Genomic DNA, 21,614 nt, shown 5'->3' with positions numbered 1-21,614 from the left:
GTCTCCGGGGTGGGGGAACTCACTGGCAGGCCTCGCAGGACTCGGGGTTCTCCAGGGAGCAGGCGAGCGCTGCCTCCTCCTCCGGAGTGAGGGTGGGCGTCGGCACGGACACCGGGGCCGGGGCGGCCGCGCGGGCGGCGCCGGAGGCGGCCTGAGCGATCCGGGTGGCCGGGCGCGACCGCAGGTAGTACGTGGTCTTCAGGCCGACCTTCCAGGCGTACGCGTACATCGAGCTGAGCTTGCCGATGGTCGGCGCCGCCATGAAGAGGTTCAGCGACTGGCTCTGGTCGATGTACGGCTGCCGGGCGGCGGCCAGGTCGATCAGCGCGCGCTGCGGCAGCTCCCACGCGGTGCGGTACAGCGAGCGGACCTCGACGGGCAGCCAGTTCAGCTCCTGCACGGAGCCGTTGGCCTCGCGCAGCGCGTCCCGGGTCTGGGCGTCCCAGACGCCCAGCTCCTTGAGCTCGCGGACCAGGTACGGGTTGACCTGGAGGAACTCGCCGGAGAGGGTCTCGCGCTTGAACAGGTTGGACACCTGCGGCTCGATGCACTCGTACACGCCCGCGATGGACGCGATGGTGGCGGTCGGCGCGATCGCCAGCAGCAGCGAGTTGCGCAGGCCGGTGGCGGCGATCCTGGCGCGCAGCGCGTCCCAGCGCTCCGCCCACTGCGGGGCCGTCTCGAAGTGGTCGATGTGCAGCTGGCCGCGGGCGGCGCGGGTCTCCGCGTACGCCTCGTGCCGGCCCAGCTCCTCGGCCAGCTCGTTGGAGCGCTCGTAGGCGACCAGCATGATGCGCTCGGCGATCAGCGTGGACAGCCGCTTGGCCTCGGCGGAGTCGAAGTCCAGGCGGAGCTGGAAGAAGACGTCCTGAAGGCCCATCACGCCGAGGCCGACCGGGCGCCAGCGGGAGTTCGAGGCGCCGGCCTCGGGGGTCGGGTAGAAGTTGATGTCCACCACGCGGTCGAGGAAGGTGACGGCGGTGCGGACGGTGGTGTCCAGCCGGTCCCAGTCCATCGCGTTCAGCAGGTCGGCGGGGGTGGCGCCGGGGGCGACGTGCGCGCCCAGGTTGACCGAGCCGAGGTTGCAGACGGCGGTCTCGGAATCGTCCGTGACCTCGATGATCTCGGTGCAGAGGTTGGAGGAGTGGACGGTCCGGCCGGGGACGGCGGTCTGGTTGGCGGCGCGGTTGGAGGCGTCCTTGAAGGTCATCCAGCCGTTGCCGGTCTGCGCCAGGGTGCGCATCATCCGCGAGTAGAGGGTCTGCGCGGGGATGGTGCGCACGGCCTTGCCCGCGGCCTCGGCGGCGAGGTAGGCGGCGTCGAAGTCGGCGCCCCACAGGTCGACCAGCTCGGGGGTGTCGGCGGGGGAGAACAGCGACCAGTCGGCGTCGGCGTTCACCCGGCGCATGAACTCGTCCGGGATCCAGTGGGCGAGGTTCAGGTTGTGGGTGCGCCGCGCCTCCTCGCCGGTGCTGTCGCGCAGCTCCAGGAACTCCTCGATGTCCGCGTGCCAGGTCTCCAGGTAGACGCAGGCCGCGCCCTTGCGCCGGCCGCCCTGGTTGACCGCCGCGACCGAGGAGTCCAGCGTGCGCAGGAACGGCACGATGCCGTTCGACTTGCCGTTGGTGCCGCGGATCAGCGAGCCGCGCGAGCGGATCCGGCTGTAGGACAGGCCGATGCCGCCGGCGTGCTTGGACAGCCGGGCGATCTGCGCGTAGCGCGAGTAGATCGAGTCCAGGTTGTCCAGCGGCGAGTCCAGCAGGTAGCAGCTGGACATCTGCGGGTGCTTGGTGCCCGAGTTGAACAGCGTCGGCGAGGACGGCAGGTAGGACAGCGCGCTCATCAGCGCGTACAGCTCGGACACCTCGCGCACCGACTGCTCGTCGTCGCCGACCGCCAGGCCGGACGCGACGCGGAGCAGGAAGTGCTGCGGGGTCTCGATCACCTTGCGGGTGATGGGGTGGCGCAGCAGGTAGCGCGACTGGACGGTGCGCAGGCCGAAGTACTCGAAGCGGTCGTCGCCCCTCTGGTCGATCAGGGCGTCCAGGGTGTCGGCGTGCTTGGCCACGAACGCGGCCGTGGTGTCGCCGATCAGGCCCTCGGCGTGGCCGACCGTGATCGAGGCGGAGAAGGACACCGCGCCCTGGCCGACGGCCTCGTCGGCGATCTCCAGGGCGAGCAGGCGGGCGGCGAGCTTCGAGTACTGCGGGTCCTCGGCGATCATCGACGCGGCGGCCTCGACGGCCAGCCCGCGCAGCTCCGCGAAGTCGGAGCCGGCGTGGCGGCCGCGCAGGGCGGCGGCGGCGACGTGGCCGGGGTCGACCTCGGGCAGGTCTGCGCTGCGGTCGGTCAGCAGCCGCAGGAGCGCTCCGCCCGGGTCGGACACCGTCGGGTCGGACGGTGCGGAGGTGCTGGAACCCTGGGCGGGCAGCGTGGCTGAGGCAGCGGTGGTCAAGGCGCTCTCTCCTGGCGGCGATCGGCGGACGACTCAAGGTCACCGGGCCGTACGGGGGCAGGGGAGCACGGCGCGTGTGCCGGGTGGCGTCGCGCGACGGTGTCTCCCCGGCCCGCCCGCGAGGCCCGGAAGTGTTGCCGTGCTGCAGGGCCTCTGCGGGGAGGCCGTGTGGCACGCCGTCGGCAGGTATTCGGACTCGCGGGGCCTTGGGAACAGCCCGCTCACCGCTGCGGGGCAGTCCCGGATTCGCACCGGGTTCCCCTGCGTTCGACAGCAGGAGTGAGCATACATCTAGTGCCGCTGATCCTTGTTACCACCACATGTTGTGTCGCGCCGATCGTTTGTTCGAGTGGGCGAGTGGTGTGGAGTCATCCCGGAGGGGCCCTTGACGTGGCTTTCCGGGGCCCGTGCGGGCCGTTCGGGCACCCCCCGCGCGCCGGTGGCTGCGGGTGTCCGTCCGGTGCCTTCAGAGGGCCTTGCTGTAGACCAGCAGGTCAATTCCCGGGGCCGGTGACCAGTCCCGCCCGGGCGCGCGGCGGAAGCCGATCCGCTCGTAGAGGCGGTGTGCCGCGTGCATGTCCGGCCGGGTGGAGAACGCCATCGCGGTCAGGCCCAGCGCGCCGCTGCGGGCCAGCGCGGCCCGCACCAGCGCCTCGCCGACGCCCCGGCCGCGCGCCGGGGCGCCCGTGGCGAGCATCCGGATCTCGCCCTCGTGCGGCTCGGCGACGTCGGCCCAGACGGTGCCGCCCGCGGCGAAGGTCACACAGCCGAGGACCTGTCCTCCTGGCCCGCCGTCGACCGCGACGAGGAGTTCGGCCTCCCGGGCCCGGCGGGCGGTGTCGCGCAGGAGGTCGACGTAGGGGCCGTCGGGCGCGGTGTGGCCGCCCCCGACGAAGGCCTCGACGCAGACCTCACCCGCACCCGGGAGGTCCTCTTCGCGGGCGTGGCGGATGACGATGTGCATGGCGCCAGTGTGCCGGAGGGCAGGTCGCCGGCGGCGGGGAGGGTGCCGGCCGGGAGGGTGCCGGCGAGGGGCTCGGATGCCGGGCCGGGGGCGCCGTGCAGCCGGTCGGGGGTGCCGGGGTCGGCCGGGTAGCCGGTGGGCCGGTGCCAGTTGTCGCGGCCGTGCCGGCTGTTGCGGTCCACGTCGCGGCCGATCAGCACGCCGAGCAGGCCGAAGCCGCCGACGGCACCGAGCAGGGAGAGCGCGCCTGTGAGCGCCGAGGAGTCCATGACTCCACTCTGACGGCGCGTCCGGGGCGCCACGAGTGGCAGGAACGCAGGATTGCATCGAAATACTGCCACCCCGACCCTGGCGCCCGGCCCGGCCCGCACGGCATGCTGGACGGCATGCTCAAGAACGTCGTCGCCGTCGTCCTGGAAGAGGTCCACCCCTTCGAACTCGGCGTGGCCTGCGAGGTCTTCGGCCTGGACCGCAGCGAGGAGGGCCTGCCGGTGTACGACTTCGCGATCGCCGGCGCCCACCCGGGCCCGCACCGCACCCACGCGGGCTTCACCGTGGACGTACCGCACGGCCCCGAGCGGCTGGCCACGGCCGACCTGGTGATCGTCACCGCGACCGGCCTGCGCGACTCCTACCCGCTGCCCGTGGTCGACGCGCTCCGGGCAGCCGTCGACCGCGGCGCCAAGGTCCTCTCCATCTGCAGCGGCGCCTTCCTGCTCGGCCAGGCCGGGCTGCTCGACGGCCGCCGCGCCACCACCCACTGGCGGTACACCACCGAACTCGCCCGGCGCTTTCCCCGCACCACCGTCGAGCCCGACGTGCTCTACACGGACGCCGACCCGGTGATCACCTCGGCCGGCACGGCCGCCGGCATCGACGCCTGCCTGCACCTCGTCCGCCGCATGCAGGGCGCCGAGACCGCCCGCGGGATCGCCCGCCGGATGGTCGTCGCCCCGCACCGCGAGGGCGGCCAGGCCCAGTTCGTCGCCCGCCCGCTCCCCGAGGACGACGGCGCCTCACTCGGCGGGCTGCTCGACTGGATGCGCCACCACCTCGACCAGGAGTGGACGGTCGACCAGCTCGCCGCCCGCGCCCACATGTCCCCGCGCACCTTCGCCCGCCGCTTCCAGCAGGAGACCGGCACCACCCCGCACCGCTGGCTCACCGGCCAGCGGCTGCTGCTCGCGCAGCGCCTGCTGGAGGGCACGGCCGAGCCGGTGGACGCCATCGCCGCCCGCTGCGGCTTCGGCAACGGCGCCGCGCTGCGCCACCACTTCGGCCGGTGGCTGGGCACCACGCCACTGGCCTACCGGCGCACCTTCGCGGGCGGCGCCTGGGCGGGGGAGCCGGGCCTGCGGGTCTGACCGCCCGGCCCGCTCACCGGCCGGCGGCGAGGTGCTCCGTCCCGTTCCACTGCTCGCGGCGCAGCCGCCCGCCGGCCGCCCGCCACATGCTGGTCGAACAGTTGCGGACCTGCTCCAGCTCCAGCAGCTGCTGCTCGGTGAGCCGCTCCAGCGCGTAGCGCAGCATCAGCACCGTGCAGTCGTGCGCCACCAGGAGCACCGGGCGGCCGTCCTCCTGCTCGGCCAGGTCGCGCAGGCAGCTGCGGACCCGCAGCGCGACGTCCGACCAGGACTCCCCGCCCGGCGGCCGGTAGTACAGCTCGCCCATCCTGCGCCGCCGGGCCGCCTCCTCCGGATGCTTCGCCTCGATCGCCGCTCTCGTCAGCATCTCCAGGACGCCGAGTTCGCGGTCCCGCAGCCGCTCGTCGTAGCGGACGGCCAGCGAGATGGGCACCGCGCCCAGCCCGGCGGCCTGGGCGAGCGCGATCCGGGCCGTCTCGGCGGTGCGCACGTACGGGGAGCACCAGACGCTGCGCGGGCGGTCGGCGGTGGGCAGGGCGGCCCACCACCGGCCCAGGGCGTGCGCCTGCTGCTGGCCGTGCATGGAGAGCGGGATGTCGGCGTCCCGGCAGCTGATCGGGACGCTGAGCGCACCGGCGGCCTCGGCGAGCTGGAACTCGACGTTGGCGGTGGACTCGCCGTGCCGGGTGGCGATCAGCAGGGAGGGCTGCCGGACGTCCGGTGTGCTCCGGTGCTGCGTCTCGGCGTGCTGTCCGTTGACGGTGGTGCCGGTCTCTGCCATGGCCGCGTCTCCCCGTTGTCGTCGAGTGCCTCGGACGGCCCGCTCATACAAATATGATCGCGCCGCCTCCTCCAGTGTTCACGGAGGTGACGGCGCGATCACAGGGCGCGCGCAGGGTGTATCAGTGCGCCGCCACCGGTACCGGCGCGCTCGCCGTCGCCTCGTCGCCGGCCTCGGCGCTGTAGTCGGACGGGCTGGTCTCGTCGACGCCCTCGGCGGCCTTGGCGGCCCGCAGGACGAGCGTCAGCACCACCGCCACCACGAGGTTCAGCACGAAGGCCGTCAGGCCGATGTAGCCGATCTCCCCGATCCCGGGGATCGCGGCCGCGTTGCCGCCGAAGTGCTTCGTGGCGGGGCTGGCGATGCCCCAGGCCTTCCAGGTGCCGTAGACCATGCCGACCGCCCAGCCGGCGAACAGCGCCCAGCGGTGGAACCAGCGGGTGAACAGCCCGCCGACGATCGAGACGAAGGTCTGCAGGATCCACAGGCCGCCGAGCAGCTGGAGGTTGATCGCGGACTGCTTGTCCATGGTGAGGACGAACGCCAGCGCGCCGACCTTCACCAGCAGGGAGGCGATCTTGGCGACCTTGGTCTCGTCGGCCGGCGTGGCGGCCGGCTTGATGAACTCCTTGTAGACGTTGCGGGTGAACAGGTTGGCGGCGGCGATCGACATGATCGCGGCCGGCACCAGCGCCCCGATACCGATCGCCGCGAACGCGACGCCGGTGAACCAGTCCGGGAACATGTTCTCGAACAGCTGCGGCACCGACAGCTGTGCGTTGAACCCCTTCACCCCGCTGCCGACGCCGGCCGCGATGGCCATGAAGCCGAGCAGCGCCAGCAGGCCGAGCATCAGCGAGTAGGCCGGCATGATCGCCATGTTGCGCCGCACCGTCTTGCGCGACTTGGAGGCCAGCACACCCGTCACCGAGTGCGGGTACATGAAGAGCGCCATCGCCGAGCCGAGTGCCAGCGTGGCGTACGTCCACTGCTTGTTCTCGGGGATGACCAGCGAACCGGGCGACTTGGGCGCGCTGAACTTCTGCGCGGCCGAGTCGAAGATCTGCCCGTAGCCGCCGAGCCGCATCGGGATGTAGATCACCGCGACGATGATCACGATGTAGACCAGGGTGTCCTTCACGAAGGCGATCAGGGCCGGCGCCCGCAGCCCGGAGGAGTACGTGTACGCGGCCAGCACGCCGAAGGCCAGGAACAGCGGCAGGTCCTTGACGAACCAGTTGCTGCCCGGCCCGCCGCCGACCCCCAGCACGTCCAGCACGGCCTGGATGCCGACCAGCTGGAGCGCGATGTACGGCATGGTGGCGAGGATGCCGGTCAGCGCGACCACCAGCGACAGCGCCTTGGAGCCGTACCGCCCGCGCACGAAGTCCGCCGGGGTGACGTACCCGTGCACCCGGGAGACCGACCAGAGCCGCGGCAGGAAGAGGAACACCAGCGGGTACGCGATGATCGTGTACGGCACCGCGAAGAACCCGGCCGCGCCGGTGGCGTACACCGCGGCGGGCACGGCGACGAAGGTGTACGCGGTGTAGAGGTCCCCGCCGAGCAGGAACCAGGTCACCCAGGTGCCGAAGCTGCGGCCGCCGAGCCCCCACTCGTCCAGGTGCAGGGCGTTGTCGGCCCGGCGCCAGCGGGAGGCGAGGAAGCCCATCGCGGTGACCAGGAGGAAGAAGAGGATGAAGACCGTCAGGGCTGTGACGTTCACGCCGTGCTTCATCGCGCGCCACCTGTCTTCGCGGCCTTGCGGGCCTTCTCGTCGCGGGTGATCAGCAGGTAGGCGGCGACCGTGAAGACGGCCGAGACCGGTACCCAGAGCAGCTGGTACCAGTAGAAGAAGGGCACGCCGCCGGCCTCGGGGCCGGCCTTCGCGTACGAGGAGACCCAGAGCAGCGCGACGATCGGCACCAGCAGGCTCAGGCCCGCGAGTACCCGCTCGGGCGTGACCGCGGGCACCGGGACGGGCGGCGGTTCGGGTGTGGACTCTTTTACTTCGACATCTGACGACATGAGCGGCTCCGGCTGAAGAGGTGTCACCTCGTCGGCGCCGCAGCCCCGGGGACGGCGCCCCCTGGACCCGCCGAGCAGCACCAGTGGTGATCGACAGTCACTTACAGCAGCGGAATGTAGAGCACTGGGTGACGCGTGTCACCGCAATTGACGGAACTCGTGCAACTTGGGCACGTTCGAGGGCGTGCGCAGCGCACGAAAATGCCCGGCGCACACCGTGCGCGCCGGGCATTTCGGAAGGTTCTGCGGCCCTGGCCGGGCTACTGGGCCGGGCGCTGGAGGCGGGTGATGAACTTGTAGCGGTCGCCGCGGTAGATCGACCGCACCCACTCGACCGGGGCGCCGTCGGCGTCGAACGAGTGCCGGGACAGCTGGAGCATCGGCAGGCCGAGGTCGGAGCCGAGCAGGCCGGCCTCGCGCGGGTTGGCCAGCGTGGTCTCGATGGTCTCCTCGGCCTCCGCCACGGTCACCCCGTACACCTCGCGCAGCGCGGTGTAGAGGGAGTTGTGCTTGACCAGGTTGCGGCGCAGCGCGGGGAAGCGCTTGGCGGAGAGATGGGCGACCTCGATCGCCATCGGGTCGCCGTTGGCGAGCCGCAGGCGCTCGATCCGCAGCACCCGGCCGCCGGCCTTGATGTCCAGCAGCGGGGCGAGCCGGTCGTCCGCCGTGATGTAGCCGACCTCGATCAGCCGGGAGGTGGGCTCCAGGCCCTGCGCGCGCATGTCCTCGGTGTAGGAGGTCAGCTGGAGCGCCTGGGCGACCTTGGGCTTGGCCACGAAGGTGCCCTTGCCCTGGATGCGCTCCAGCCGGCCCTCGACGACCAGCTCCTGGAGCGCCTGGCGGACGGTCGTGCGCGAGGTGTCGAACTGGGCCGCTAGCGCCCGCTCGGGCGGGACGGGCGTACCGGCCGGCTGGGTCTCGGTGAGCTGGAGCAGGTGGCGCTTGAGGCCGTAGTACTTCGGCACCCGGGCGCCCGCCGGGGCGATGGCGCTGCCCGACGCAGCCGTGCCGCTCTGTGCCGGCACCGTGGTGCCCCCCGGGAGGGCCGCCGTTCCCCTGTCGCCGCTCATGGCCGCGCTCACTCCTCGCCCTGCAGCCGTCACCGGCTCCTCCGTCGTGTATCAGCACATGGTTGCACGCGCGGGCCCGCAGGTGTGAGCGCCCGCCGCGATGGAACGGGTGCCGACGGGAGGCAGTGCGATGTGCGAAGTCTGGTGGGAATGTCGGTGGTCGGGGCGGTTCTCGGCAACCGCCCCGACCGGGGGACCAGCGGGTCGGTCAGCCGACCTGCACGCTGCTCAGGGTGAGACCGGCCAGCGCCTCGGCGGCGGCGACGCCGCAGACCCGGGCGCCGCCGTGGGTCGCCAGGACGGTCACGCCGCGGGCCCGGAAGGTCTCGGCGACGCCGTACCCGGTGCCGATCTCGACCACCACGGCGTCCGGGCGGGCGGTGACGAGGGCCAGCGCCGCCCGCCGCATCCACTGGTGGCGGTGCAGGTCGCGGACCACGATGACCATCGGCCGGCCGGCCGAGGCGCCGAGCACCGGAGCCGTGTCGACGTCGCTGGCCTCGTCGGCCACCTCGACGTGGAGCAGGCCGGAGCCCTCCCGCCTGGTCGCCGGCGCACTGACCCGGTCCACCGTGGTGCCGGGGACCAGCTCGGCGAGCGGGCCGGCCACCCCCCACGGGGTCTCGTCGCCGACCGCGATGTTGGCGTCGGGGGAGAACTCGACCACGTACGGAGCGCCGGTCACCGGGCGCAGCTCGCCGTGCACGCGCAGGGCGCGCCGGGCGGCGGTGAGGCCGATGCCGGCCTCGCCGTGGCTGCCGGTCTGGGAGGCCCGTACGGCGGCCGACCAGCGGGCCACGGCGCGGTTGCGCTCGGCGGCCTCGTGCAGGCGGGCGGCGGGGAGCCGGCCCTCGCGCACGGCCCAGACCAGGGCGTCGCGCAGGTAGAGGAACGAGGCCTCGTCGTCCAGCCCGCCGCCGACGCAGATGGTGTCGGCGCCGGCCGCGATGGCCTTGACCGAGCCCTCCGCCACACCGTGGGTGCCGGAGATGGCGCCCATCTCGATGCCGTCGGTGACGATCAGGCCGTCGAAGCCGAGCTCCTGGCGGAGCAGGCCGGTCAGGATCGCCTGGGACATCGTGGCGGGCAGCTTGGAGTCGTACGCGGAGAACAGGATGTGGGCCGTCATGACGGCCTTCACACCGGCCGCGACGGCGGCCCGGAACGGCTTGAGGTGCTCGGTGAACTGCTCGGGCCCGAGGTCGATCCGGGGCAGTCCGAGGTGCGAGTCGCCGGCCGTGTCGCCGTGGCCGGGGAAGTGCTTGGCGCAGGCGGCGACGCCGGCCGACTGCAGGCCCCGGACGTACGCGGCGGTGTGCCGGGCGACCGTCTCCCCGTCGCTGCCGAAGGAGCGCACCCCGATGACCGGGTTGTCGGGGTTGGAGTTGACGTCCGCGTCGGGCGCGTAGTTCAGGTTGATCCCGACCGAGGAGAGGTCGAGGCCGATGGAGCGGGCCACCCGTTCGGTGAGGTCGAGGTCGTCGACCTCACCGAGGGCGAGGTTGCCGGGGTACGAGGAGCCGCTGACGACTTCGAGGCGGGTGACGTCGCCGCCCTCCTCGTCGGTGGCGATCAGCATCTCCGGGTTGAGCGCGTACATCTCCCCGGTCAGCTCGGCGACCTGCTGGGGCGTACGGATGTTGCGGCCGAACAGGGCGACCCCGCCGAGCTCGCCGGAGCCCAGTCTGCGGCGCAGCCAGTCCGGAGGCGTCAGGCCGATGAAGCCGGGCTGGAGCACCGCTCCGGCGTCTGTCAGTAGTTCGACGCTTTCCATGCCGGGAGTCGCCATGGTTCCTTCCCTGGGTGATGCGCTGGAGGTGCAGAGGGGGTACGGAGGGGGCTGTCAGCCCTTGACCGCACCGGCGGTGAGACCGGCCGAGACCTTCTTCTGGAAGATCACGAACAGGACGATCACGGGCAGCGAGACCATCAGTGCGCCGGCCATCTGGGCGCCGTAGTCGGCGCCGCGGGTCGGGGTGGTGGAGTAGAACGTCAGCCAGATCATCGAGGTCTTCTGGCCGCCGGTGCTGAGCAGCACGTTCGCGACGATGAACTCGTTCCACGCCTGGATCCAGGTGTAGACGCCGGTGGTGATCAGGCCCGGCAGGGTGAGCGGCAGGATGATCCGGAAGAACGCGCCCCACTTGGTGCACCCGTCGACCATCGCGGCCTCGTCCAGCTCCTTCGGGATGTTCACGATGAAGGAGCGCAGCGTCCAGATGACGTACGGGATGGTGAAGACCAGGTAGGCCAGGATCACGCCGAGGAGCGTGCCCGTCATGTTGGCGTTCTTCATCACGATGTAGAGCGGGATGATGATCGCCAGCAGCGGCACCATCTGGATGATCAGCATCGTGACGATGAAGAAGTTCCGGCCGCGGAAGTTGAACCGGGCGACGGCGACGGCGGCCAGGAAGCCGACGATCAGGCCGAGGACGACCGCGCCGATGGTGATCCCGAGCGTGTTCAGCAGGGACGGCAGGAATTCGTTGTCGGCGAAGATGACCTTGTAGCTCTCGAACGAGAAGCTGCTCGGCCAGAACGTCGGCTGCTTGGTGATCAGGTCCTTGTTGGTCTTGAAGGTGGTGATGACCGCCCAGTAGATCGGGAAGCCCATCACCACGGCGAAGGCCAGCGCGACGGCGTTCCAGACGCCGGTCATCACCGGGTTGCGGCCGGCGACCCTGGCGTTCTTCTTCACCTTGAGGCTGCTTGCGGCCTGGGCCGGGCGGGCGACGTCGGTGGTGTCGATGACAGCCATCAGTCCTGGGCTCCGATCTTGATGACCTGACGGATGTAGGCGATCAGCACCACCAGCATGAGGAGGATCATCGCGACGGAGATCACTGCGCTGTTGCTGTAGTGCGAGGCGACGATGCCCTTCTGGTACAGGTAGGTGCCGATGGTCCAGTAACCCGGCTCGGGGGCGGTGTTGCGCAGGGAGAAGATCTGCGCGAAGACCTGGAAGTCCCAGATGAAGCTGAGGGAGGCGGAGAGCAGCAGGAAGGGCTTGATCACCGGGATCACCACGTGCCGGAAGCTCTGGAAGGCGTTGGCGCCGTCCAGCTTCGAGGCCTCGACCAGCTCCTTGGGCACCTGCGTCAGTGCGGCGTTCAGGCCGATCACCAGGAAGGGCAGCGCGCCCCAGACGATGACGGCGGCGCCCACCACGTAGAGGCCGACCGTCGGGTCGGCGAACCAGTCGTAGTTCTTCATCCCGTCGAAGCCGACCAGGTAGAGCAGGTAGTCGGCGACGCCGCCGGTGCTGGAGAAGATCCACCGGAAGACGATGCCGGAGACCAGCGCGGGCACCGCCCAGACGAACATCAGCACGGTGACGACGACGATCTTCACCCAGGCGGAGACCCGGTTGAGGACCAGCGCGAAGGCCATGCCGAGCGCCATCGACAGGACGACGAGTTCACCGGTGAAGAGGAAGCTGCGGAGGACGACCTCCCAGAACTCGCTGTCGCCGAGGACCTTGGTGTAGCCCTCGAAGCCGACGTACTCGGCCAGGTCGGAGTTGACCAGGATGGCGTACCGGTTGATGTTCTGGAACGACAGGTCGAAGAGCTTGAACAGCGGGTAGCCCATGACGCCGACCAGAGCGGCCACGGCCGGAAGGATCATGACGTACGGGATGTAGTGGCCACCGGCCACGAAGCCGCGGCGTTGGTCCGGCTTCGGGGCGGGAGCGGCGGGCTCGGCCTTCGCCACTGTGTCGTTGATTGTCACACTCATCAGGGTCCTTCCCGGGCCCGCGGAACACTGGTCGGTACCTGGCGCGTGCGGGTGGGCAGTCCGCGGTGCTCGCGAACTGCCCACCCCCATGTGCTCAGTGCTGGCGGGCCCGTTGGTGCGGGCCCGCCGGATCAGCTAGCTCAGCCGTTCAGGTCCTTGACGATGGTGGTCTCGACCTTCTTGAGCTCGGTGGCCGGGTCGCCACCGGCGGCGATCGCGCCGAAGGCGGTCTTCAGCGCGGTCTCGTCGGCACCGGACCACATCGGCGAGTTCGGGATGAACCAGGTCTCGCCCTCGGCGGCGTCGCCGGCGGCCTTGTTCTCCGGCTTCGCGGCCTTGTAGGCGGCGACCAGGGTCTTGTTGTTCGGGATCGCGAACTTCGCGAGCTCGGTCTGCTGCTTGGTGTTGGTGTAGATCTGCAGGAAGGTCGCACCCAGGCCCGGGTTGGCGGACTTGGCCGGGACGGCCAGGTCGGAGCCACCGAGGAAGGCGGGGGTGGGCTTGCCGGCCGCCGCGCCCGGGAGGGCGATGGTGGCGAGCTTGTCGGCGAGGGTCGGGTCGCCGGCCTTCGGGTCGATGACCGAGCCGAGCTCCCAGCCGGCACCGACGATGGCGGCGATGTTGCCCTTGGCCATCAGCGCGTCCTGGGTGGCCTCGTCGACGGTGGTGCCGCCGACCGAGAACTCCTTCTGCAGGTCGTTCCAGGTCTTGATGCCCTCGACGAACTTCGGGTCCGACAGCGTGCCGGTCCACTTGTCGCCGCTCTTGCTGGCGACGATGTTCTTCACACCGAAGGTGCCGGCGCCGAAGGAGGCGGCGGTGTACCAGTTCTGGCCCGGGAGGTAGAGGGCGGAGAAGCCCTCCTTGGCGGCGTTGGCGGCCTTGACCTTGGCCAGCGCGTCCTTCAGCTCCGGGAGGGTGGTCGGCGGGTTGGTGACGCCGGCCGCGGCGAAGAGGTCCTTGCGGTAGATCAGGACGCGGGCACCGGCGTAGTAGGGGACGGCGTAGGTCTTGGTGCCGTCACCGCTCTGGCCGGAGGCGGCGACCGAGTCCAGCCACTTGTCCGAGTTGTCGAACTGGCCCTTGACCGAGGTGAGGTCGACGAAGGAGCCGGCGTCGATGTACTTGGCGGCCTGGGTGTTGCCGACCTCGAGCGCGTCGGGGGCGTTGCCCGAGAGCAGCGCGGTGTCGAGCTTGGTGGTGTAGTTGGTCCAGGTCTGCCACTCGATCTTCAGGGTGGCGCCGGTCTCCTCCTCGAACTGCTTCTTGGCAGCGTCGACGACGGTCGGCCAGCCCTTCTGGGCGTCGTCCATCAGCCAGACCGTGACGGTCTTGCCCTTGCCGTCCTTGCTGAGGGTGGGCTGCTTGCTGTCACCGCCGGACGAGCTGGACGAGGAGCAGGCCGAGGCGACGAGCACGGTGGCGACGGCGGCCACGGCGGCGATCTTGCGGTTCAAACCATCCTCCAAGGGATGAGCAAGGTGTGGCACCCGGCTGTTGGGCTGGAGGGCCCTGAAGCGTCGTTGTGTGCCTGGGGGATTGTCACCGGAAAAGGCAGGATGCGAACGGTCCTGGGATCTGCGGCTTCCTGCCATGTCCCCTCTCCGGGAATCCCCCGGCTCAATGCCGGGCGAGGAGAGGAGGAGTAGACCATTGGTGTAGACCAACGGTTGGAGATTGGCATGGACCAATGGAGAGCGTCAAGGGATCTCGAGCGGTCTGCGCAAGCCGTTATCAACGCTTGACTCGACCGTGCACTTCTCGCCGCATCGGGCCGTCCGGCGGCCCCGAAGTGCCCCGGCGGGCAGTCAATTCGGGTGATACCGGACTTATTCTCGTGCCTGCCTGCGTGCAGCCATAGCGGGGCCTCAAGCCAGCCTGAACGGAGCCTTAAAACAACGTGGGGTGATCATGTGACGACAGTGTGCTCATGTCTCACAACAGCTCTGCAACGACTGTCACTTGCACACCGGTCTGCGTTGACACTCGTTTTGGTCTAGGCCACGCTCCGGAAATCTGGTCTGAACCAATCCTGGCCCCAGCACCACCCCGCTGGAGACCCTCAGGTACCCCTCGGGAGGATGACGTGAAGCGTCAGCTCATGGCGATGTTCGGGATCGCGGCCCTGGCCGCCTCGGTTGCGGGATGTGGCGCCGGCGCCAAGAGCGCCACGGACGGGGCCACCGCCGCGGCGGACCCCAAGGAGATGACGGGCACCGTCACGGTCTGGCTGATGAACGACGCCCAGACCAGCTGGCCGGAGCTGGTCCAGCAGGTCAACGACGACTTCGCGGCCAAGTACCCGAAGGTCACGCTGAAGCTCGCGTACCAGGAGTGGACCCAGAAGGTCGAGAAGCTGGACGGCGCGCTCGCGGCCGGCGTCGCCCCCGACGTGGTCGAGCTCGGCAACACCGAGACCATGAAGTACATCCTCAACGGCTCGCTGGCGCCGGTCGAGAAGACCACCTTCGACAACTCCGGCGACTGGATCCGCGGCCTCGTCAACACCTGCACCTACCAGGACAAGCTGTTCTGCGTGCCGTACTACGCGGGCGCCCGGGTCGCGATGTACAACTCGGCGATGTTCCAGCAGGCGACCGGCAGCGCGGACTTCCCGCAGACCGAGGACGAGCTGAGGGCCGTGCTCGACAAGGTGGCGGAGAAGAACAAGGCCGACAAGACCTTCTCGCCGGTCTACCTCCCCGGCCCGTACTGGTACGCGGCCCTGTCGTACGTGGCCGCCTTCGGTGGCAGCGTCGCCCGCTTCGACAGCGCCGGCACCTGGCACGGCACGCTGAGCGAACCCAAGTCGCAGCAGGGCATCCAGTACTTCACCGACCTGGTGAAGAAGTACAACCACGCCGACCTGACGGTCAACGAGGCCGGCCAGTCCACCTTCCTGGCCCGCAAGCGCACCGCCGTGCTGTACGGGAACAGCTGGGAGGCCGGCAGCGCCGTCGCGCCCGTCACCGGGGACCCGACCCTCAAGGACGTGGTCAAGGTGGCGACGATGCCCGGCCCGAACGGCAAGCCGCTGCCCTCGTTCATCGGCGGGTCCGACCTGGCGGTCACCGCGAAGTCGCCGGTGCAGACCCTGGCCGCGGACTGGATCCGGATGTTCACCAGCACCAAGTCCGAGCAGTTCCTCGCGGACAAGGACATCCTGCCGAACAACCTGGCCCAGCTGAACCCGCTGAAGACCAAGCCCGCCACCGCGGCCGCGGCCAACGCCGTGCCGGACGCCTGGTTCACCCCGCTGGCGCCGGGCTGGGGCGCGATCGAGAAGCAGAACATCCTCGTCACCATGCTGAACTCGATCTTCGCGGGCAAGACGGTGGACCAGGCCACCAAGGAGACCGACGCCCTGATCAACACGTTGATCAACAACCCGTCCTGACCCGCCGCACCACCGACGGCCCGGCCCCGCCGCCGGGCCGTCGGCACGGAGAGTGACGAGAGCACCGTCCGGAGCCACGGACGGTGCTCTCGGCTGTGCCGCGCGAGGGTGCCCCCCGTAGGATTGCAGCTGGAATCATCGCAGCGAGTGTGCGGACTCGCCGCCGTAGAGGTCCCCGCCGGGCAGCCGCCCGGCCGGGGTTGAACCATCTCATCGGAGGCACACCAGATGTCCGACACGCAGACCCTCTCAGCCGTCCCCGGCCGGATCATGGCGGCGGAGATGGCCGAGCAGCCGGCCGTCCTGCAGCGCATCCTCGACGAGGGCGCCCCGAAGATCCGGGAGATCGCGGCCGAGATCGCCGCCCGCAGCCCGCGCTTCGTCCTGCTCACCGCCCGCGGCACGTCGGACAACGCGGCGCTGTACGCCAAGTACCTGATCGAGATCCTGCTCGGCAAGCCGGCCGGCCTGACCTCGATGTCCACCACCACCGCCTACGGCGCCAAGCCCGACCTCACGGACGTCCTGGTGATCACCGTCAGCCAGTCCGGCGGCTCGCCCGACCTGGTGGCCTCCACCAAGGCGGCCCGCGAGGCCGGTGCCATCACACTGGCCGTCACCAACAACGCCGCCTCGCCGCTGGCCGAGGTCTCCGAGTTCCACATCGACGTGCTGGCCGGGCCGGAGAAGGCCCTCCCCGCGACCAAGACCTACACCGCCGAGCTCCTCGCGCTGTACCTGCTGATCGAGGGCCTGCGGGGTGGCGACGGCGCGGCGGCCAAGGAGCTGCCCGCGCTGGCGTCCGGCATCCTGGCCCGGCAGGGCGAGATCAAGGCCCTGGCGGAGCGGTACCGCTTCGCCCAGCGCCTGGTCATCACCTCGCGCGGCTACGGCTACCCGACCGCCCGCGAGGCGGCGCTCAAGCTGATGGAGACCACCTACATCCCGGCCTCGCCGTTCTCCGGCGCCGACCTGCTGCACGGCCCGCTGGCCATGGTGGACAACGTCTCCCCGGTCATCGCCATCGTGCCGGACGGCAAGGGCGGAGAGGCCCTCCAGCCCGTCCTGGACCGCCTGCGCGGCCGGGGCGCCGACCTCGTGGTGATCGGCCAGCAGAGCCAGGTCGACGCGGCCTCGGCCGGCTTCGCCCTGCCGGCCGGGGTGCCCGAGGAGGTCCAGACGATCCTGGAGATCCTGCCCCTGCAGCTGCTGGCCTACGAGGTCACCATCGCCCGCGGCCAGGACCCGGACGCCCCCCGCGCCCTGGCGAAGGTCACCGAGACCCACTGAGCCCCGCCGCGCGACGACGAGACCCCCGTCCACAGCCTGTGGACGGGGGTCTCGTCGTGCGACACGTCGTGGAGCGGGCCCCGGACAGCACTACGGGCCACGGCGCCGACACGGGACCCTCAGCCCTCCCTACTTGCCCGGCATCGGGCAGGAGGGGTCCATGGCACCGCAGCCCGGAGCTGTCGTCGCGGGCGGGGCCTGCCTGGCTGTGGACAGCACTACGGGCCACGGCGCCGACACGGGACCCTCAGCCCGTTCGGCACCGCAGCCCGGAGCTGTCGTCGGACACCGGGTGTGACCGAGAACTGTGCGGGGTCCTCGTTCGGCGGAGTCCGACCGAGGAGCGGCCGCGCGCGGTCAGGGCAGTTTGCGCGGGGGCCTCTCCTTGGTGCTTCTTCATTGTGGACTAGACCAATCTGGGTTGTCCAGGGTCTCCGGAGAATTGGTCTGGACAACCTGGGCGGTGCTGTGGGCAGGGCTCCCGGGCCGCGCTGCGACTACGCTCACCCCTGTGCCCTCGCTGAATGAACTCGTCCGCCGCCACACCACCCTGACCGGTGCCGACGTGGAATGGCTCCACATGCTGGTCTCGGAGTGGCAGCTGCTCTCCGACCTCTCCTTTGCCGACCTGGTGCTCTGGATCCCCACCTGGGACGGCATCCGGTACGTCTCGGTGGCCCAGATGCGGCCCAACACGGGCCCCACCTCGTACCAGGACGACATGGTGGGCCACCTCGTCCCGCGGGGGCGCCGGCCGCTGCTGGACGCCGCCTTCGACGAGGGGCGGATCGTCCGCGAGGGTGATCCGGAGTGGCGCGAGGAGGTGCCGGTACGGGTCGAGTCGATCCCCGTCCGGCGCGAGGGCAAGGTGCTCGGGGTGATCGCGCGGAACACCAACCTGCTGACGGTCCGTACGCCCAGCCGGCTCGAACTCACGTACCTGCAGAGCGCGTCGGACCTCGCGCAGATGATCGCCGCGGGCTCGTTCCCCTACCCGGGCGTCGAGCAGACCGACATGGACGCGGCGCCCCGCGTCGGCGACGGCCTGATCAGGCTGGACGCGGACGGCATCGTCACCTACGCCAGCCCGAACGCGCTCTCGGCGTACCACCGGCTCGGCCTGACCACCGATCTGGTGGGCAGTCACCTCGGCCGGAGCACCGCCGAGCTGGCGCCGCCCTCGCGCGGCGCGGTGCACGAGGCGCTGGTGAAGCTGGCCAGCGGCTGGGCGCCCCGGCAGACCGAGGTGGAGGCGCAGGGGGGCGTGGTGACGCTGCGGGCGATCCCGCTCAAGCCCAAGGGCGTGCTGACCGGCTCGCTCGTGCTGGCCCGGGACGTCACCGAGCTGCGGCGGCGCGACCGGGAGCTGATGACCAAGGACGCGACCATCCGGGAGATCCACCACCGGGTGAAGAACAACCTGCAGACGGTGGCCGCCCTGCTGCGGCTGCAGTCCCGCCGGATGGACTCGGACGCCGGGCGTGCGGCGCTGGACGAGGCCGTCCGCCGGGTCGGGTCGATCGCGATCGTGCACGAGACGCTGTCGCAGACCCTGGACGAGCGGGTGGCCTTCGACGAGATCGCCGACCGGGTGCTGGCGATGGTCATGGAGCTGTCGCAGGACGGCCGGGTGGCCACCCGGCGCAGCGGCAGTTTCGGCATCCTGGCCGCCGAGGTGGCGACGCCGCTGGCGATGGTGCTGACCGAGCTGCTGCAGAACGCGCTGGAGCACGCCTTCGGCGGCAAGGACGCCGGGAACCTTGAGGTGAGCGCCCTGCGCGGGCGGGCTCCGGCGACCGGGATGGGCTGGTCGGACAGCTGGAACGGCGGTGCGAAGCCGGAGGAGTACCTGCTGATCACCGTGCAGGACGACGGCCGCGGGATGCCCGAGGGGTTCGATCCGCAGCAGGCCGGCAATCTCGGTCTGCAGATCGTCCGGACGCTGGCCACGGGTGAGCTGGGCGGCACCTTCGACATGGTGGCGGCACCGGAGGGCGGCACGAAGGTGGTGCTGGAGATTCCGGTGCGCTAGACGGAAGTTGGGGGCGCGCGCAGCGGTGCGGGCGCCCCTGGGGTGTCGGCCCGGAGACAAAAACGAGGCCCTGTCGACCGGGGGGGTGGGTCGACAGGGCCTCTCAACCCGTTCCGGCCGTCGGGGGGAGTCGGCCGGAACGGGGGCTCTGGGTGGTGCGACGTCCACCAGCGCATTGCGCACGGTGAGCGCCCTAGGCCCACAATATTGCTCTGAGTGAGCAGTATCAAGTACCTGGGCCGCTCGGCGTCGCGGAACCTCACCGAGGTGCGGTCCGTCATACGGAAGGCTTCGCCAGAAGTGGCAGGGAAGCCCTTGATCATGTGTTGATCGGGTGGTGCGGCCGCCGGAAGGTCCGACGGCTGGTGCTGATGTAGATCAGGCGGTGCGGGCGCGGTTGCGGGCAGCACGGCGCTTCATCGCGCGACGCTCGTCCTCGCTCATTCCGCCCCAGACGCCGGCGTCCTGACCCGTCTCGAGCGCCCACTGCAGGCACTGCTCCATGACGGGACAGCGGCGGCACACGGCCTTGGCTTCCTCGATCTGCAGCAGAGCAGGGCCCGTGTTCCCGATGGGGAAGAACAGCTCCGGGTCCTCTTCGCGGCAGACAGCGCGGTGGCGCCAGTCCATGGTCGTCCAACTCCTCCTGTCGGCAGGCTGTGGCCCGGGCCGACGCAATCGATGGCTTGTGAATGTGAACGCTTTCACGAATCCCGCAACAGCAAAAGGGACCAAAGGCCCATGGGGCCCGGGTGGTCTGTGCTGGGGTGGGGTTCGGGTGATTCAGGGGAAGCGCCTCGGCCACGTCCGTCAGTTTCTGACTTTGTTGCCGCTGCGATGCGTCCCGATCGCCATGTAGAGGTTCGCAAACCTCGGGCCCGGATACAACCCCCTTCGGTCAGGAATTTTTGATTCTTCGGTGTCGCCTAGCTCACAGCCCGTACTTCTATGGAGTGAAGGGGGCTTGTGCGTTCGAGAAGAAGGGCAAACCCCCCTTCCAGTCACACAATCACACGCAGTGCCCGCCGAACGCCTGTGAAACTGACGCGACTCCTGTCTCCAAGGTGGTCCCCGTCCACCTGAAACGGGGCCGGTTCCTGTGAAACCAAGGTGAAGTGTCGGACGTCGTGATAGGAGACGACGTGCTTTCCGCCCGGTGCGGCCGGTGCGGCGTCATCGTCCGAAGGCGTGTGCGACCGCAGGATCTGACGGACCGTTCGAGCCGTGCCGAACGCCGTCATCCGGGTGATGCCGAAGACATCCAGGTCCGTGTCGAAGGAGGCGAGCGGTGAGGGGTACACCGGACGGTTCCCCAGGAACGTCCACGGCGAGGTGTTGCTGACTATGGTCAGCACCAGCCCCGGGGTCGGGGCGCGGCCCGGGATCTCCAGGGTCACCTGGCCGGCCCGGCGGTGTTCACGCTCGGTGACGTAGTGCCGCAGCGCCTGGCCGACGTACAGCGCGTGGGTCGACTTGCGCCCCGCCCTGCGCTGCTCCTCCACCCGGCCCACCACGCCGGCGTCGAATCCGAGGCCGGCGGTGAAGGTGAACCAGCGGTCCGGCAGGCCCTCGGTCATCGCCTTGCCCAGGCCGATCGGGCGCTCCCGGCGGTGCTCCAGCGCGTCCAGCAGGACGCCGGTGGCCTCCACCGGGTGGTTGGGCAGGCCCAGGGCGCGGGCGAAGACGTTCGTACTGCCGCCGGGCACCACCGCGAGCCGCGGCAGCCGCTCGCCCGGGCCGTGCGCCAGCAGGCCGTTCACGACCTCGTTGACCGTCCCGTCGCCGCCCAGGGCGACCACCAGGTCCACCGCGCCCTCCTCGGCCGCCTGCCGGGCCAGGTCCCGGGCGTGGCCGCGGTACTGGGTGTGGGCGACCTCCAGCTTGAGGTCGCTGCGCAGCGCGTGCGTCAGGACGTCCCTGGTGCGGGCACTGGTGGTGGTCGCCTTCGGATTAACGACCAGGAGAGCGCGCATGGGTCCAGCCTACGGGTCGGTACGCGCAGGGCTGCGGCTACCCTGCTTGAGTGACCGCAGAAACCGCCAGCCCGCTGCCCGCCACCCCCGCCCGGCCCACCTCGCTGCTCGTCGGTGCGGCGATCACCGCGCTGGAGGGCGCGGCCCTGGTCGCCTGGGGGGTCTACGACATGATCGCCGGGCTCACCGGCGAGCCGATCAACCGCGGGCTGACCGAGTTCGGCGGCCTGGTGATCGTGCTGCTCGGGGTGCTGCCGCTGCTGGCCGCCCGGGCCCTGCTGAAGGCCCGTAGCTGGGGCCGCAGCCCGGCCGTGCTGACCAACTCGATCTGCCTGCCGGTGGCCTACTACATGTGGCAGACGGGCGGGGCGATGACGGTCCTGGGGGTGGCCGTGGGCCTGCTGGGCCTGGCCGGTATCGGCTCGCTGCTGAACCCGACGGTGACCGGCGTGCTGTACCCGCCGCGCGAGGCCTGAGCGGGCCGTACCGAACGGCTGAGCGCCGGCACCCCCGAGGGGG

The 21,614-nt window shown here is 70.6% G+C and carries 17 protein-coding genes and 1 riboswitch; of the genes, 5 read left to right on the top strand and 12 right to left on the bottom strand.

The genetic code is table 11. The annotated features are described in order from the left end of the window. Window positions 1–19: 19 nt before the first annotated feature. Complete coding sequence (locus tag ACFUK0_RS16690; protein ID WP_380250738.1) at window positions 20–2,431, bottom strand: ribonucleoside-diphosphate reductase subunit alpha; 2,412 nt, start codon at window positions 2,429–2,431, stop codon at window positions 20–22. A gap of 187 nt (window positions 2,432–2,618) precedes the next feature. After that, window positions 2,619–2,759, bottom strand: a riboswitch (cobalamin riboswitch). A gap of 162 nt (window positions 2,760–2,921) precedes the next feature. After that, entirely contained in the window at window positions 2,922–3,419 is a 498-nt protein-coding gene (locus tag ACFUK0_RS16685) for a GNAT family N-acetyltransferase (protein ID WP_380250676.1), read from the bottom strand. Between the two features lie 386 nt (window positions 3,420–3,805). Between ACFUK0_RS16685 and ACFUK0_RS16680 the strand changes: the two genes are divergently transcribed. Next, window positions 3,806–4,783, top strand: coding sequence for a helix-turn-helix domain-containing protein (locus ACFUK0_RS16680; protein WP_380250674.1), 978 nt, complete (start codon window positions 3,806–3,808; stop codon window positions 4,781–4,783). Between the two features lie 13 nt (window positions 4,784–4,796). On the opposite strand, the gene ACFUK0_RS16675 is transcribed toward ACFUK0_RS16680, so the two are convergent. From ACFUK0_RS16675 to ACFUK0_RS16640, 8 genes are all read right to left on the bottom strand, one after another. Beyond that, complete coding sequence (locus tag ACFUK0_RS16675) at window positions 4,797–5,564, bottom strand: histidine phosphatase family protein (RefSeq protein ID WP_380250672.1); 768 nt, start codon at window positions 5,562–5,564, stop codon at window positions 4,797–4,799. 121 nt (window positions 5,565–5,685) lie between these two features. Continuing rightward, window positions 5,686–7,302, bottom strand: a complete 1,617-nt coding sequence (mctP, locus tag ACFUK0_RS16670; protein ID WP_380250670.1) for a monocarboxylate uptake permease MctP — start codon at window positions 7,300–7,302, stop codon at window positions 5,686–5,688. Next, complete coding sequence (locus tag ACFUK0_RS16665) at window positions 7,299–7,592, bottom strand: DUF3311 domain-containing protein (RefSeq protein ID WP_380250668.1); 294 nt, start codon at window positions 7,590–7,592, stop codon at window positions 7,299–7,301. The genes mctP and ACFUK0_RS16665 overlap by 4 nt, the downstream gene beginning before the upstream one ends. A 260-nt stretch (window positions 7,593–7,852) precedes the next feature. After that, the gene (locus ACFUK0_RS16660; RefSeq protein ID WP_380250666.1) at window positions 7,853–8,662 is read right to left on the bottom strand and encodes a GntR family transcriptional regulator; all 810 of its coding nucleotides are present in this window, start codon (window positions 8,660–8,662) and stop codon (window positions 7,853–7,855) included. Window positions 8,663–8,870: 208 nt separating this feature from the next. Next, entirely contained in the window at window positions 8,871–10,451 is a 1,581-nt protein-coding gene (locus ACFUK0_RS16655; RefSeq protein ID WP_380250664.1) for a glycoside hydrolase family 3 protein, read from the bottom strand. Window positions 10,452–10,505: 54 nt separating this feature from the next. After that, window positions 10,506–11,423, bottom strand: coding sequence for a carbohydrate ABC transporter permease (locus tag ACFUK0_RS16650; RefSeq protein ID WP_380250662.1), 918 nt, complete (start codon window positions 11,421–11,423; stop codon window positions 10,506–10,508). Continuing rightward, on the bottom strand, window positions 11,423–12,403 hold the full coding sequence (locus tag ACFUK0_RS16645; RefSeq protein ID WP_380250660.1) for a carbohydrate ABC transporter permease: 981 nt from the start codon (window positions 12,401–12,403) through the stop codon (window positions 11,423–11,425). Before ACFUK0_RS16645 ends, ACFUK0_RS16650 begins: the two co-directional genes overlap by 1 nt. 140 nt (window positions 12,404–12,543) lie before the next feature. After that, window positions 12,544–13,860, bottom strand: coding sequence for an extracellular solute-binding protein (locus tag ACFUK0_RS16640; RefSeq protein ID WP_380250658.1), 1,317 nt, complete (start codon window positions 13,858–13,860; stop codon window positions 12,544–12,546). Window positions 13,861–14,489: 629 nt separating this feature from the next. On the opposite strand from ACFUK0_RS16640, the gene ACFUK0_RS16635 reads away from it, so the two are divergent. The 3 genes from ACFUK0_RS16635 (at window position 14,490) to ACFUK0_RS16625 (ending at window position 19,122) form a co-directional block, all read left to right on the top strand. Next, window positions 14,490–15,800 carry a sugar transporter gene (locus ACFUK0_RS16635; RefSeq protein WP_380250656.1) on the top strand — a complete coding sequence of 437 codons (1,311 nt, stop codon included), beginning with the start codon at window positions 14,490–14,492 and terminating at the stop codon, window positions 15,798–15,800. A gap of 228 nt (window positions 15,801–16,028) precedes the next feature. After that, entirely contained in the window at window positions 16,029–17,090 is a 1,062-nt protein-coding gene (locus ACFUK0_RS16630; RefSeq protein ID WP_380250654.1) for an SIS domain-containing protein, read from the top strand. Window positions 17,091–17,601: 511 nt separating this feature from the next. After that, entirely contained in the window at window positions 17,602–19,122 is a 1,521-nt protein-coding gene (locus tag ACFUK0_RS16625) for a sensor histidine kinase (RefSeq protein WP_380250652.1), read from the top strand. A gap of 378 nt (window positions 19,123–19,500) precedes the next feature. On the opposite strand, the gene ACFUK0_RS16620 is transcribed toward ACFUK0_RS16625, so the two are convergent. Further along, window positions 19,501–19,752 carry a WhiB family transcriptional regulator gene (locus ACFUK0_RS16620; RefSeq protein ID WP_014138019.1) on the bottom strand — a complete coding sequence of 84 codons (252 nt, stop codon included), beginning with the start codon at window positions 19,750–19,752 and terminating at the stop codon, window positions 19,501–19,503. A gap of 371 nt (window positions 19,753–20,123) precedes the next feature. Continuing rightward, complete coding sequence (locus tag ACFUK0_RS16615) at window positions 20,124–21,095, bottom strand: diacylglycerol/lipid kinase family protein (protein ID WP_380250650.1); 972 nt, start codon at window positions 21,093–21,095, stop codon at window positions 20,124–20,126. A gap of 50 nt (window positions 21,096–21,145) precedes the next feature. Between ACFUK0_RS16615 and ACFUK0_RS16610 the strand changes: the two genes are divergently transcribed. Beyond that, the gene (locus ACFUK0_RS16610) at window positions 21,146–21,571 is read left to right on the top strand and encodes a hypothetical protein (RefSeq protein WP_380250648.1); all 426 of its coding nucleotides are present in this window, start codon (window positions 21,146–21,148) and stop codon (window positions 21,569–21,571) included. Window positions 21,572–21,614: the final 43 nt, after the last annotated feature.

This window comes from Kitasatospora sp. NPDC057223 (assembly GCF_042669755.1).
GTDB lineage: Bacteria > Actinomycetota > Actinomycetes > Streptomycetales > Streptomycetaceae > Kitasatospora.
Note: the sequence above shows the minus strand (reverse complement) of the source record. Positions and strands in the feature narration are given on the sequence as shown.

Coding starts and splice junctions, on each gene's coding strand:
- ACFUK0_RS16655 (WP_380250664.1), bottom strand. CDS start 10,451: ATGGCGACTCCCGGCATGGAAAGCGTCGAACTACTGACAGACGCCGGA.
- ACFUK0_RS16645 (WP_380250660.1), bottom strand. CDS start 12,403: ATGAGTGTGACAATCAACGACACAGTGGCGAAGGCCGAGCCCGCCGCT.
- ACFUK0_RS16665 (WP_380250668.1), bottom strand. CDS start 7,592: ATGTCGTCAGATGTCGAAGTAAAAGAGTCCACACCCGAACCGCCGCCC.
- ACFUK0_RS16685 (WP_380250676.1), bottom strand. CDS start 3,419: ATGCACATCGTCATCCGCCACGCCCGCGAAGAGGACCTCCCGGGTGCG.
- ACFUK0_RS16675 (WP_380250672.1), bottom strand. CDS start 5,564: ATGGCAGAGACCGGCACCACCGTCAACGGACAGCACGCCGAGACGCAG.
- mctP (WP_380250670.1), bottom strand. CDS start 7,302: ATGAAGCACGGCGTGAACGTCACAGCCCTGACGGTCTTCATCCTCTTC.
- ACFUK0_RS16630 (WP_380250654.1), top strand. CDS start 16,029: ATGTCCGACACGCAGACCCTCTCAGCCGTCCCCGGCCGGATCATGGCG.
- ACFUK0_RS16660 (WP_380250666.1), bottom strand. CDS start 8,662: ATGAGCGGCGACAGGGGAACGGCGGCCCTCCCGGGGGGCACCACGGTG.
- ACFUK0_RS16620 (WP_014138019.1), bottom strand. CDS start 19,752: ATGGACTGGCGCCACCGCGCTGTCTGCCGCGAAGAGGACCCGGAGCTG.
- ACFUK0_RS16650 (WP_380250662.1), bottom strand. CDS start 11,423: ATGGCTGTCATCGACACCACCGACGTCGCCCGCCCGGCCCAGGCCGCA.
- ACFUK0_RS16680 (WP_380250674.1), top strand. CDS start 3,806: ATGCTCAAGAACGTCGTCGCCGTCGTCCTGGAAGAGGTCCACCCCTTC.
- ACFUK0_RS16615 (WP_380250650.1), bottom strand. CDS start 21,095: ATGCGCGCTCTCCTGGTCGTTAATCCGAAGGCGACCACCACCAGTGCC.